Genomic DNA, 13,052 nt, shown 5'->3' with positions numbered 1-13,052 from the left:
CGGGTCACCTCAGTCCGGCGGTGGCGAGCAGGGTCACGAGCGGGACGACACGGGCCGGCGGGACGTCGTAGACGCCCCGGCCGGACGTGGCCAGCCAGCCTTCGGCGACGAGCTGGCGCAGGTGGTGGTAGAGCTGCCCGGAGGTGCCGAGCCCCTCGACGAGCTCGGCGACGGTGTGCCGGCCGTGCAGGACCTTGTGCAGCAACTGGATCCGCACCGGGTGCGCGAGCGCGGACAGCGCCGCGACGGCCTGCGTGGGGTCGGCCTGGAGCATCGAGGAGACCTCGACGGTCTCCTGCCACTCGTAGTGCGCCCCCGTGGGCAGCGTGAGGCTGCCGGTGAACAGGACGTGCGAACGGTCCTGGGCCCGGCGCTTCAGCTCCCGCAGGGCCCAGAACTCGTCGTGCTCGCGCGCGTCCGCGCCGTCGGCCACCCTGGCCTCGAGCGCGGCGACCCGCTTCTCCAGGACGTCCCACCGTTCGTCGTCCATGCGTAGATCCTACGCACTTCCGTAGTCATCGCGCCCGACGAGGATGCCCGCGGAAACAACAGTCTCCGTTGCCACAGCGAGCTCTGAGCGACGGAGACTGTTGTTTCCGCGGGGTTCGGGAGTGCGTCAGGAGGCGGCGAGCTGGGCGGCCTCGTCGGCGTCGATGGCCGACTGCACGACCGGGTCGAGGTCGCCGTCGAGGACGGCGTCGAGGTTGTAGGCCTTGAACCCCGTGCGGTGGTCGGCGATGCGGTTCTCGCCGTAGTTGTAGGTGCGGATGCGCTCGGAGCGGTCGACGGTACGCACCTGCGACCGGCGCGCGGCCGAGGCCTGGGCGTCGGCGGCCTCCTGGGCCGCGGCGTGCAGGCGGGCGCGCAGGATCCGCAGCGCCTGCTCCTTGTTCTGCAGCTGCGACTTCTCGTTCTGGCAGCTGACGACGATGCCCGTGGGCAGGTGCGTGATCCGCACCGCGGAGTCGGTCGTGTTGACGCTCTGCCCGCCGGGGCCCGAGGAGCGGAAGACGTCGATGCGCAGGTCGTTCGGGTCGATGTGCACCTCGACCTCCTCGGCCTCGGGCATGACGAGCACGCCGACGGCGGAGGTGTGGATGCGGCCCTGCGACTCGGTGACGGGCACCCGCTGCACGCGGTGCACGCCGCCCTCGTACTTCAGCCGGCGCCAGACCCCCTCGGCCGCCGCCCCGCGCGTCTTCACCGCGACGGAGACGTCCTTGTACCCGCCGAGGTCGCTGGGGGTGGCGTCGATCATCTCGGTCGCCCAGCCGTGACGCTCGGCGTAGCGCAGGTACATCCGCAGCATGTCGCCGGCGAACAGTGCGGACTCCTCCCCGCCCTCCCCCGCCTTGATCTCCAGGATGACGTCGCGGGCGTCGTCGGGGTCGCGGGGCAGCAGCACGTGGCGCAGCCGTTCGCCCGCCTCGGTGGCCGCCTGCTCCAGCGCGGGCAGCTCGGCCGCGAACCCGGGGTCCTCGGCGGCCAGCTCGCGGGCGGCCTCGGCGTCGTCGACGGCCGCACGCCAGGCGGTGTGCGCCTCGACGACCTGGCCGAGCTCGGCGTAGCGGCGCCCCAGGGTGCGGGCCAGGCCGGCGTCGGCGTGCACGGCCGGGTCACCCAGCCGGCGTTCGAGCTCGGCGTGCTCGTCGAGCAGCGGCTGGACGGACTCGAACACGACGGGCTCCTGGGACGAGGTGGGGTGGGAACGCGACAGCGCCGGCCCCTCCACCCCGTGGGGCGGTGGGACCGGCGCTGCGGACGTGCTACTTGGCGGTCTTCTTGCCGTAGCGCTGCTGGAAGCGGGCGACACGGCCGCCGGTGTCCAGGATCTTCTGCTTGCCCGTGTAGAAGGGGTGGCAGGCGCTGCACACGTCGGCGCGCATCTCGCCGCCCTTCTCGGTGCTGCGGGTGGTGAACGTGTTGCCGCAGGTGCAGGTGACCTGGGTCTCCACGTACTCCGGGTGGATACCGGCCTTCATGGTGTTCTCCTCATAGCGCGTCGTCGGTACCGGGTCGCCGTTCGTGCTGGCGTGAGCCGGTACCTGCGGTCGAAGCAGTCTCCCACAGGAGCCGCCGGGTAGTGGAACCCGGCGACCCCGCGGAAGATTCCCGTCTCAGTCCTTCTGGACCAGCGGGGTCGAGGTCTGCACCTGGTGCAGGAACTCGAGGTTGCTGCGGGTCTTCTTGAGCCGGTCGAGCAGCAGCTCGATGGAGGCCTGCGCGTCGAGCGCGGTGACCACGCGGCGCAGCTTCCAGACGGTCTGCAGCTCCTCGCGGGACATGAGGATCTCCTCGCGACGGGTGCCGGAGGCCGGCACGTCGACCGCGGGGAAGATGCGCTTGTCGGCCAGCTGGCGCGACAGCCGCACCTCCATGTTCCCGGTGCCCTTGAACTCCTCGAAGATGACCTCGTCGGCCTTGGAGCCCGTCTCCACCAGGGCCGAGGCCAGGATCGTCAGCGAGCCACCGTTCTCGACGTTGCGGGCCGCACCGAAGAACCGCTTCGGCGGGTACAGCGCCGAGGCGTCGACACCACCGGACAGGATCCGGCCGCTGGCCGGCGCCGAGATGTTGTAGGCGCGCGACAGGCGGGTCAGCGAGTCCAGCAGCACGACGACGTCGTTGCCGAGCTCCACGAGGCGCTTGGCCCGCTCGATGGCGAGCTCGGCGACCGCGGTGTGGTCCGAGGCAGGACGGTCGAAGGTGGAGGCGATGACCTCACCCTTGATCGTGCGCTGCATGTCGGTGACCTCTTCGGGCCGCTCGTCGACGAGGACGACCATGAGGTGGCACTCGGGGTTGTTCGTCGTGATGGCGTTGGCGATGGCCTGCATGACCATCGTCTTGCCGGCCTTCGGCGGGGCCACGATGAGGCCGCGCTGGCCCTTCCCCAGCGGCGACATCAGGTCGATGATGCGCGTGGTCAGGACGTTGGGCTCGGTCTCCAGCCGCAGCCGCTCCTGCGGGTACAGCGGCGTGAGCTTGGTGAACTCCGGGCGGTGCCGGGCCTGCTCGGGAGCGGCACCGTTGACGGTGTCGACCCGCACGAGCGCGTTGTACTTGGCCCGCTGGCCGGTCTGCTCGCCCTCGCGGGGCTGGCGGACGGCGCCGGTGACGGCGTCGCCGGGGCGCAGGTTGTTCTTCTTCACCTGGCCCAGGGAGACGTACACGTCGTTCTGGCCGGCGAGGTAGCCGGAGGTGCGGATGAACGCGTAGTTGTCCAGCACGTCGAGGATGCCGGCCACGGGCAGCAGGACGTCGTCCTCGCTGACCTGCTCGTCGACCTCGGGGGCACCGGGACCGCGCTCGCCACGGCGGCCCTTGCGGTCGCGGTAGCGGTTGCGCCGGCCGCGGCGGCCGCCGCGCTCGTCGTCGAAGTCGTCCGCCGGCCCGTTGGACGGAGCCTGCTGGGCGGCCACGGGACGCTCGGCGCGGTCCTCGCCGCGCTCGTCCGAACGCGCCGGGCGCTCGGAGCGGGACTCGGAGCGGGACTCGGGGCGGCGGTCGCGGTTCTCCCCGCGGCCCTCACCGCGCTCGGCCTCACCCGCCGGGGTCTCCCGGCGCGGCATGTTCGGCAGCTCGACCTGCTGGTCGGGTTCGCGGACGCGCTCGCGGCGGGCCCGCTCACGGCGGGACAGGCGCTGCGGCGCCTCCTCGGTGCGCTCCGGACGCTCGGTCCGGCCGCCCGTGAAGTCGTCCAGCGTCGGCTCGGGGCGCTGCTGCGGCGCCGTCCCGGCCGGGGTCTGCTCGACCGGCGCGCTCGCCGGCGGAGCACCGGCTGCGGCACCGGCCCGGCGCGAACGCGTGCGCGGCGCCGAGGCGGACGCGGCCGCGGACTCGGCCGGGGCGCTGTCGTTCAGGGCGGAGACCGGAGCGGCTTCGCCGGTCACGGCGGGCGGCGCCTGCGTCGCAGGGGCGGCGCTGTCGGCGGCCGGGCGCTCGGCGGCGGCCGGGCGCTCGGCGGCGGCCTCGGGGCGGCCGCCGCTCTGCGGGCCGCCGGACTGGTGCTCGCGGATGGCCGCGAGCAGGTCCACCTTGCGCATGCGTCCGGTGCCGGAGATCCCGAGCTCGGCCGCGAGCGCCTGCAGCTGCGGCAGCCGCAGCGCGGACAGGCTCCCGGTACGGCGCGCAGGCGCCTCGGTGGTCGCGCCGTCGCTGGCAGCGATGTCGGTGGTGTCGGTCACGAAGGTCCTTCCCCCTCGTCGGAGCGATTGACCTGCAGAGCCGGCCTCGCCGGGTCCGGGGTGTCGCGGTGACTGCCCGATCGGGCAGGAACGGATTCCACGGCTGCGCGGAGGAGCGCGAGTCATGCGTGGAGACGCACCCGGTGACGGAGGACTCGCGCCGGTAGAAGATCACACGCCGGTGGTCGTCAACAACGCTTGTTCAGTGCCCGAGGGAAGTCCGACGTGGTGGGATCCACCACGGTGGACGGCCTCGAACGCCGCCGTGAGTGCTGACACGACAATAACACCCGAGGGCGCGAAGTCGTTCCACATCCCCCGGACGGACCTGCGGCGCGCGCCCGCCCGGCACGGCCCCGACAGGGTCGGCAGCAGCGCGGGAGCCCGCGCTCACCGCCTGCCGTGCAACGGCTTCACCGACGCGTCAGGACACCCGCCAGCTGACCCCGGACGGGTGCACGGCCCGGTCGTGCACGTCCCAGCCACCGTGCGCGGCGGCCGTGGCGTGCACCTGCGCCACCCCCGCGGCGTCGGTCAGGACCAGGACGCTGGGGCCGGCCCCGGAGACGACGGCCGCCAGGTCCGCCGCCCGCAGCCCGGTCAGCAGCTGCGCCGACCGCGGCATCGCGGGGGCGCGCTGCCCCTGGTGCAGCCGCTCCTCGGTCGCGTCGAGCAGCAGCGAGGGGTCGGCGGTGAGGGCGTGCACGAGCAGTCCCGCCCGGCCGGCGGTCAGCGCGGCGTCGGCGTGCGGGACGGTGGCCGGCAGCAGCGCACGCGCCCGCGACGTCGCGAGCTCCTCGGCCGGCACGCACACGACGGTGCGCACGGCCGGGTGCACCGGGAGCCGGACCGAGCACACGGCGTCCGGGTGCGTCGGGTCCTCCCCACGGGTCCAGGCGATGGTGAAACCGCCGAAGACGGCGGGGGCCGCGTTGTCCGGGTGCCCCTCGCGGCGCGAACTCTCCACGAGCAGCCGCTGGCGGGTCTGGTCGTCGGTCTCCTCGACCACGCCGGCGGCCCGCAGCAGCCCACGGGCGGCGGCGAGGCCCGCGACGATCGCCGATGCGGAGGAACCCAGTCCACGGCCGTGAGGTATCACGTTGCGGCACAGCAGGTCCAGGCCCGGGCAGCTGAACCCGGCGGCCGCGAGCTCTTCCTGCAGGACCCTGACGACGAGGTGTCGACCGTCCGTCGGGACGCTGCCGTGTCCCTGACCCTCCACGCGCACCTGCAGGCCCTCGGGCAGGACCTCGGCGCGCACCTCGTCGCACAGGTCGAGCGCGAGGCCGAAGGCGTCGAACCCGGGGCCGAGGTTGGCGCTGGTGGCCGGCACCGACACCGTCACGGCCGTCCCGACCGGCAGCGGCACCAGGCCGCGCGCACGGGTCGGGGTCGGGGTGCTCACGGCCCCGGTCGCCTGCTCCACGTCAGGTCGCCCTCAGACGTCCAGGCCGATGGCCCGGGCGATGGTCACCGCGTCCGGCTGCACGCGCACGGGCTGCACGGAGTGGTTCGCGCCGCCGGCGAGCTCGAGGGCCCACTGCGGGTCCTTAAGGCCGTGACCGGTCACGGTGATGACGATGGTCTGGCCGGCCTCGACCTCACCGGCCTCGGCCGCGGCGAGCAGCCCGGCGACGCCCGCAGCGGACGCGGGCTCGACGAAGACGCCCTCCTCGGCCGACAGCCAGCGGTGGGCGGCGAGGATCTGCTCGTCGGAGACGGCGTCGATGCGGCCGCCGGAGGAGTCACGGGCCGTGGTGGCACCGGTCCAGGACGCCGGGTGGCCGATCCGGATGGCGGTGGCGATGGTCTCGGGTTCGTCGACGGGGTGGCCCTTGACGATGGGGGCGGCACCGGCGGCCTGGAAGCCCCACATCTTCGGCGTCCTCGTCGCGACACCGTCGGCCGCGTACTCGGTGTACCCCTTCCAGTACGCGGTGATGTTCCCCGCGTTGCCGACGGGCAGCGCGTGGATGTCCGGGGCGTCGCCCAGGACGTCGACGACCTCGAACGCACCGGTCTTCTGGCCCTCGATGCGGAACGGGTTGACCGAGTTCACCAGCTCGACCGGGTAGGCCTCGGCCAGCTTGCGGGCCTGGTTCAGGCAGTCGTCGAAGTTGCCGTCGACCTGCAGGATCGTCGCGCCGTGGGCCACGGCCTGGGACAGCTTGCCCATGGCGATCTTGCCGTCCGGCACCAGCACCGCGCAGCGGATGCCCGCGGCGGTGGCGTAGGCGGCCGCCGAGGCCGAGGTGTTGCCGGTGGAGGCGCAGATGACGACCTCGGCACCGTTCTCCTTGGCCTTGCTCATGGCCATGGTCATGCCGCGGTCCTTGAAGGACCCCGTCGGGTTGCAGCCCTCGACCTTGAGGAGCACCCGGCCCTTCACGACCTCGGACAGCCGGCGCGCCGGGACGAGCGGCGTGCCGCCCTCGCCCAGGGTGACCACGGGGGTGGCCTCGGTCACGGGCAGCCGGTCCCGGTACTCCTCGAGGAGACCTCGCCACACGTGCGCCATCAGGCGTCTCCTCCCTCGACCCGCAGCACACCGGCCACCGAGTCCACGATCTCCAGGTCTTCCAGTTCCTCGACCGTCGCCGCCAGGGCGGCGTCGGTCGCGCTGTGCGTCACGACGACCAGGACCGCACGGCCCGCGTCGTCCTGGCGCTGCTGCACGGCCTCGATCGAGACGCCGTGCGCGGCGAACACCCCGGCCACCTGGGCCAGGACGCCCGGACGGTCGGCCACGTCGAGCCGCACGTGGTAGCGCGTGATCGTCTCGGCCATGGGCTGCACCGCGAGCTGGGCGTACGCCGACTCCCCCGAACCACGGGCGCCGACGACCTTGTGCCGCGCGACGGCGACGACGTCGCCCATCACGGCGCTGGCCGTGGGCTGCCCGCCGGCACCGGGGCCGTAGAACATCAGCTGCCCGGCCGACTCGGCCTCGACGTAGACGGCGTTGAACGCCCCGCGCACCCCGGCGAGCTGGTGCTCGCGCGGCAGCATGGCCGGGTGCACGCGCACCGAGACGGCCTCGTTGCCGTCGGCGTCGGTGCCCCGTTCGCAGATCGCCAGCAGCTTCACGACGCAGCCCTGCAGCTGGGCGGCGCGCACGTCGGCGGCGCTGACGTCGGTGATGCCCTCGCGGTGGACGTCGTCGAGGCTGACGCGGGTGTGGAAGGACAGCGAGGCCAGGATCGCGGCCTTGGCGGCGGCGTCGAAACCCTCGACGTCAGCGGTCGGGTCGGCCTCGGCGTAGCCCAGGGCCTGGGCCTGCTCGACGGCCTCGGCGAACCCCATGCCGGTGGTGTCCATCTGGTCCAGCACGTAGTTCGTCGTGCCGTTGACGATGCCCAGCACACGGGTGACGCGGTCGCCGACGAGGGACTCGCGCAGCGGGCGCAGCAGCGGGATCGCGCCGGCGACCGAGGCCTCGTAGTACAGGTCGACGGAGTTCTTGGCCGCGGCCTCGTACAGCGTGGGGCCGTCGGCGGCCAGCAGCGCCTTGTTCGCGGTGACGACGGAGGCGCCGTGCTCGAAGGCGTGCAGGATGAGCGAACGGGCCGGCTCGATCCCGCCGATGACCTCGATGACGACGTCGGCGCGGGCCACCAGCCCCTCGGCGTCGGTGGTGAACAGCGACTCCTCGACCGGCAGCCCGCGGTCGCGGCCGAGCCGTCGCACCGCGATCCCGATGAGCTCCAGCGGCGCGCCCACGCGCGCCGCGAGTTCGTCGGACTGCGTCGTCAGCAGCCGCGCCACCTCGGTGCCCACGACACCGCACCCGAGCAGCGCGACCTTCACCGGCTCCACCGCTTGCGCTCCCTACGTCCGTCCACCATCGTCCGACCGGCCCTACCCTCTCACCCTCGTCAGGCTCGCCTGACCACGACTGGTCAGCCCGCGTCGAGGGCCAGCAGGTCCTCGGGCGTCTCGCGACGCACCAGCAGCTTCGAGGACCCGTCGCGCACCGCGACCACCGCCGGCCGCGGCACCTGGTTGTAGTTGCTGGCCATGCTGCGGCAGTAGGCACCCGTGCCCGGGACGGCCAGCAGGTCACCGGCCCCCGCGTCGGCGGGCAGGAACTCGTCGCGCACGACGACGTCACCGCTCTCGCAGTGCTTGCCGACGACACGGGACAGGACCCCGGTGGCGGCCGAGGCGCGCGAGGCGATCGTCGCGGAGTAGTCCGCGTCGTACAGCGCCGTGCGGATGTTGTCGCTCATACCGCCGTCGACCGAGACGTACCGGCGGCGGGTGCCGCCGTCGAGCTCGACGTCCTTGGTCGTGCCGACCTCGTAGAGCGTGAACGTGCTCGGCGCGGCGATGGCCCGGCCCGGCTCGACCGAGACGCGCGGCACCGCGATCCCCTGGACCAGGCACTCGCGGGCCACGATGTCGGCCAGCCGGCCGGCGATCTCGGTGGGCGCCAACGGCTCGTCCTCGGAGGTGTACGCCACGCCGTACCCGCCGCCGAGATCGATCTCGGGCAGCTCCACCCCGTGGTCGCGCTCGACCTTGCGGTGCAGTTCCAGCAGCCGGCGCGCCGAGACCTCGAAACCGCCCATGTCGAAGATCTGCGAGCCGATGTGGCTGTGCAGTCCCAGCAGGCGCAGTTCCGGGCGCGCCAGCACCTTCGCGACGGCGGCCTCGGCCTGCCCCGAGCCCAGCGACAGACCGAACTTCTGGTCGTCGTGGGCCGTGGCGATGTACTGGTGGGTGTGCGCCTCGACGCCGACGGTGACGCGCAGCATCACGGGGGCGACGATCCCGCGCTCGCGGGCCAGGTCGGCGACGAGGTCGATCTCCTGCAGGGAGTCCACCACGATCCGCCCGACGCCGACCTCAAGCGCGGTGGCGATCTCGCGGCGGGACTTGTTGTTGCCGTGCAACGCGATCCGCCCGGGCAGCACACCCCCGCGCAGCCCCAGCTCCAGCTCGCCGCCCGTCGTGGTGTCCAGGTGCAGCCCGTCCTCGGCGATCCAGCGGGCCACCCCGGTCGCCAGGAACGCCTTGGAGGCGTAGTAGACGTCGGCGCCGCCGCACAGGTCGGCGAACGCGTCGGCGAAGGCGTCGCGGAAGGCCACCGCCCGCGCCCGGAAGTCGAGTTCGTCGACGACGTACAGCGGGGTGCCGTAGGTCGCGGCCAGGTCGGCGACGCCGACCCCGCCGACGTGCAGCGCACCGGCCTCGTCGCGGCCGACCGTGCGGGCCCACAGCTGCGGGAGCAGTTCGTTGACGTCGGCGGGCGGCTTGAGCCAGGCCGGCACGACGGCGATGTTCGCCACTACATCCTCTCCGGGGCGCTCACGCCGAGCAGACCCAGGCCGTTGGCCAGGACCTGCCGGGTGGCGTCGTTGAGCCACAACCGCGTCCGGTGGACGTCGGTGACCTCTTCACCCGCGCGCGGGGTGACCCGGCACGCGTCGTAGAACTTGTGGAACTTGCCCGCCAGTTCCTCCAGGTACCGCGCGACGCGGTGCGGTTCGCGCAGTTCACCGGCCCGCCGGACCACCTCGGGGAACTCGGCCAGGGCCGCCAGCAGCAGCGACTCGGTCTCGTCGGTCAGCAGCGCCGGGTCGAAGGCGTCCTCGCGGCGCACCCCCGCGGCGGCGGCGTTGACACCGACGTTGGCGGTCCGGGCGTGCGCGTACTGCACGTAGAAGACCGGGTTGTCGTTGCTGCGCCTGGTCAGCAGGTCGAGGTCGATGTCGATGCTGGAGTCGACGCTGGAGCGGACCAGGGAGTAGCGGGCGGCGTCCACGCCGACCGCGCCGACGAGGTCCTCCATCGTCACGACCGTGCCGGCGCGCTTGCTCATCCGCACCGGGACGCCGTCCTTGACGAGGTTCACCATCTGGCCGATGAGGATCTCGAGGTTCACCCCGGGGGTGTCACCGAACGCTGCGCACATCGCCATCATCCGGCCGACGTAGCCGTGGTGGTCGGCGCCGAGCATCAGCACGCAGCGGTCGAAACCGCGCTCGCGCTTGTCGAGGTAGTAGGCGATGTCGCCGGAGATGTAGGCCGCGTTCCCGTCGCTCTTGATGACGACGCGGTCCTTGTCGTCACCGAAGTCGCTGGTGCGCAACCACTCGGCACCGTCGGCGGTGTACATCCGGCCGAGGTCGCGCAGCTTCTGCACCGCGCGGTCCACGGCACCGGAGGTGTGCAGGGAGTCCTCGTGGAAGTAGACGTCGAACTCGACGCCGAACTCGGCCAGGCTCTGCCGGATCTCGGCGAACATCAGCTCGACGCCCTCGCGGCGGAACGTCTCCTGCTGCTCGTCGCGGGGCTGCTCGAGCAGGCCGGGCACCTTGGCCATCACCTGCTGGGCGATGTCGGTGATGTAATCCCCGCCGTAGCCGTCCTCGGGGGCGGGCTCGCCGTTGGCGCGGGCCAGCAGCGACCGGGCGAACCGGTCGATCTGGGCGCCGTGGTCGTTGAAGTAGTACTCGCGGGTCACCGCGGCGCCCGAGGCCTGCAGGATCCGGGCCAGGGAGTCGCCGACCGCGGCCCAGCGGGTGCCGCCGAGGTGGATGGGGCCCGTCGGGTTGGCCGAGACGAACTCGAGGTTGACCTTCTCACCGCTCGGCACGGCGGCGTGCCCGAAGGCCGCGCCGGCTTCGACGACGTCGCGCGCCAGCCCGCCGGCGGCGGCGGCGTCGAGGGTGATGTTGAGGAAACCGGGGCCGGCGATGTCGACGGCCTTGACGCCGGCGACCTGGACCAGCCGCTGCTGCACCACCGTCGCCACGTCGCGCGGGGGCCTGCCGACCTTCTTGGCCAGCTGCAGGGCGACGTTGGTCGCCCAGTCGCCGTGGTCGCGGTTCTTGGGGCGCTCCACGCGGACCTCGGCCGGCACGTCGGCCGGGTCCAGGGACAGCTCTCCGGCCGTCACGGCCGTGGTCAGGGCGTCCCTCAGGGCAGCTGAGAGCTCGGCGGGAGTCACGAAGGACAAGGGTACCGGCGGGCGGACCCTGCACGGTGCGCCACCGCCCGGGGGAACGGTGGTCGGAGCGGTGGCTGATCGCTGGTAGTGTCTGCGACGCACCGCAGGGCCCCCGTAGCTCAGCGGATAGAGCATCGGCCTCCGGAGCCGTGTGCGCAGGTTCGAGTCCTGCCGGGGGCACCACCGATCGGCCCGGACCTCACCGCAGGTCCGGGCCGATCTGCGTTCCGGGTCCCGTGTCGGGGCCCTGTGCTGGGATGCCCTCCGGGTGCAGGAGGTGACGCGGGTGGATCCGCAGGCGGCGTTGACGATGGCGCGGCGACTGGTCGTCGAGCACGGGCTGGACGGCTGGACGGTCGTGCTGGACCGGGCCAGGACGCGCGCGGGCATCTGCCGGGCGGACCGGCGCGAGATCGGGCTGAGCGCGCCCCTGACGGCCCTGCACGACGAGGACGAGGTGCGGGACACGGTCCTGCACGAGATCGCGCACGCGCTGGTGGGTCCGCGGCACGGGCACGACGCGGTGTGGAAGGCGATGGCGCGGCGCATCGGCTGCTCGGCCGAGCGCACGTCGACGGCGGCCCGGGCGCCCGGGGCGTGGGCGGGCACGTGTCCCGCGGGGCACGTCCTGACCCGGCACCGGCGCCCCTCGCGCGTCATGGCCTGCGCCCGCTGCGGGGGCACCTTCGACCCGGCGAACGTCGTCACCTGGACCTTCCACGGCCGCCCGGTCGCGCTGGAGTCGATGCCGGCCAGCTACCGGCTGGACTGGGCGCACCTGCAGAGCAGGGACGCCGGTGCCGTGGCCGTCGCGGCGCGACGGCTTCCGCTCGGGGCGTGGGTGCGGGTGGGCGGCGGTGGGCGGTACGCCGGGACGACGGGGCGGGTCGTGGGGCTGGGCCGCACCCGCTACCACGTGCGGACCCGGGCCGGGGTGCTCACCGTCCCGTTCGGCCTCGTCGAGGTGGTCGCGCAACGGTGAGCCGACCTCGCGCCGGCCGGTTCCCCGACGGCCGCGCGCGGAACGTGCCCGGCACTCCCCGGGGGTCAGGCGCGGCAGAGCAGTTCGCCGTGCACCATCGTCATCCAGCCGTCGGGGTGCTGCGTCCAGGCGCGCCAGTCGGCGGCCATGGCCTCGATCCCGTCCTGCTCGACGCCGCCCGCGCGCAGGCGCTCCGTCAGGGTCGAGGCCTCGACCCGCTCGGCCCAGGTGCTGCCCCACCAGGCGCGCGAGTCCGGGGTCGCGAACGTCCACACCGACGCCGACGGGGTGATCTCGGCGAAGCCCGCCTCGCGCGCCCAGGCCAGCAGCTTCGCGCCCGCGTGCGGGTCGCCCGAGCCGGCCCGCGCGGTGGCGCGGTAGCCGTCCAGCCAGGCGGTCAGGCCCGGCAGTTCGGGATGGAAGTGCGTCGTGGCGAAGTCGGCCTCGCGCACCGCGACCACTCCCCCGGGCCGTGCGACGCGGCGCATCTCGCGCAGCAGCCGGACGGGTTCGGCCACGTGCTGCAGCACCTGGTGGGCGTGCACGACGTCGAACGTCCCGTCGGCGTAGGGCAGCTCGTACGCGTCGGCGACGCCGAACTCGACGTGCACCCCGCGGGCGGCGGCCGCGGCCCGCGCGGTCTCGAGCACCTCGGCCGACACGTCGACGGCCGCGACCCGGCCCGGGGCCACGCGCGCGGCCAGGTCGGCGGTGATGCTGCCCACCCCGCAGCCGACGTCGAGCAGCGAGGCGCCGGGACGCAGGTGCGGCAGCAGGTACGCCGCGGAGTTCTCGGCCGTGCGGCGGCCGTGCGAGGCCTGGACGGCGGGGGCGTAGCCGTGGACGTAGCCGGTGGTGGTCATGACCGGACCCTGGCGGCCCCGGCACCTCGCCGTCCACACTCTGGACGTCGCGTCTCGGAATGCGA

At 73.5% G+C, this 13,052-nt stretch carries 11 protein-coding genes and 1 tRNA gene; 2 read left to right on the top strand and 10 right to left on the bottom strand.

Annotated features, from left to right (window positions below; translation table 11 throughout):
- Positions 1-4 precede the first annotated feature (4 nt).
- The 9 genes from ACRYR2_RS20265 to argS all read right to left on the bottom strand — a co-directional run bounded on the left by ACRYR2_RS20265 (position 5) and on the right by argS (position 11,142).
- Entirely contained in the window at positions 5-490 is a 486-nt protein-coding gene (locus ACRYR2_RS20265) for an ArsR/SmtB family transcription factor (protein ID WP_432564697.1), read from the bottom strand.
- Positions 491-616: 126 nt separating this feature from the next.
- A complete protein-coding gene (prfA, locus tag ACRYR2_RS20260) occupies positions 617-1,678 on the bottom strand; it encodes a peptide chain release factor 1 (protein ID WP_432564696.1) in 1,062 nt (353 codons plus the stop codon).
- Between the two features lie 88 nt (positions 1,679-1,766).
- Entirely contained in the window at positions 1,767-1,982 is a 216-nt protein-coding gene (rpmE, locus tag ACRYR2_RS20255; protein WP_432564695.1) for a 50S ribosomal protein L31, read from the bottom strand.
- A 135-nt stretch (positions 1,983-2,117) separates the two neighbouring features.
- Positions 2,118-4,187, bottom strand: a complete 2,070-nt coding sequence (rho, locus tag ACRYR2_RS20250; protein ID WP_432564694.1) for a transcription termination factor Rho — start codon at positions 4,185-4,187, stop codon at positions 2,118-2,120.
- Positions 4,188-4,611: 424 nt separating this feature from the next.
- Complete coding sequence (thrB, locus tag ACRYR2_RS20245; protein WP_432564693.1) at positions 4,612-5,592, bottom strand: homoserine kinase; 981 nt, start codon at positions 5,590-5,592, stop codon at positions 4,612-4,614.
- A 33-nt stretch (positions 5,593-5,625) separates the two neighbouring features.
- Positions 5,626-6,705 carry a threonine synthase gene (gene thrC, locus ACRYR2_RS20240; protein ID WP_432564692.1) on the bottom strand — a complete coding sequence of 360 codons (1,080 nt, stop codon included), beginning with the start codon at positions 6,703-6,705 and terminating at the stop codon, positions 5,626-5,628.
- Entirely contained in the window at positions 6,705-8,003 is a 1,299-nt protein-coding gene (locus ACRYR2_RS20235) for a homoserine dehydrogenase (protein WP_432564691.1), read from the bottom strand. The genes thrC and ACRYR2_RS20235 overlap by 1 nt, the downstream gene beginning before the upstream one ends.
- 83 nt (positions 8,004-8,086) lie before the next feature.
- A complete protein-coding gene (gene lysA, locus ACRYR2_RS20230; RefSeq protein WP_432564690.1) occupies positions 8,087-9,556 on the bottom strand; it encodes a diaminopimelate decarboxylase in 1,470 nt (489 codons plus the stop codon).
- Entirely contained in the window at positions 9,478-11,142 is a 1,665-nt protein-coding gene (argS, locus tag ACRYR2_RS20225; RefSeq protein WP_432564689.1) for an arginine--tRNA ligase, read from the bottom strand. The genes lysA and argS overlap by 79 nt, the downstream gene beginning before the upstream one ends.
- Before the next feature lie 108 nt (positions 11,143-11,250).
- Between argS and ACRYR2_RS20220 the strand changes: the two genes are divergently transcribed.
- A tRNA-Arg gene (locus tag ACRYR2_RS20220) sits at positions 11,251-11,325 on the top strand.
- A gap of 103 nt (positions 11,326-11,428) precedes the next feature.
- A complete protein-coding gene (locus ACRYR2_RS20215; protein ID WP_432564688.1) occupies positions 11,429-12,124 on the top strand; it encodes a SprT family zinc-dependent metalloprotease in 696 nt (231 codons plus the stop codon).
- Between the two features lie 65 nt (positions 12,125-12,189).
- On the opposite strand, the gene ACRYR2_RS20210 is transcribed toward ACRYR2_RS20215, so the two are convergent.
- Complete coding sequence (locus ACRYR2_RS20210; protein ID WP_432564687.1) at positions 12,190-12,987, bottom strand: methyltransferase domain-containing protein; 798 nt, start codon at positions 12,985-12,987, stop codon at positions 12,190-12,192.
- Between the last annotated feature and the right edge of the window lie 65 nt (positions 12,988-13,052).

Source organism: Kineococcus deserti, assembly GCF_050871945.1.
Taxonomy (GTDB): Bacteria; Actinomycetota; Actinomycetes; order Actinomycetales; family Kineococcaceae; genus Kineococcus.
Note: the sequence above shows the minus strand (reverse complement) of the source record. Positions and strands in the feature narration are given on the sequence as shown.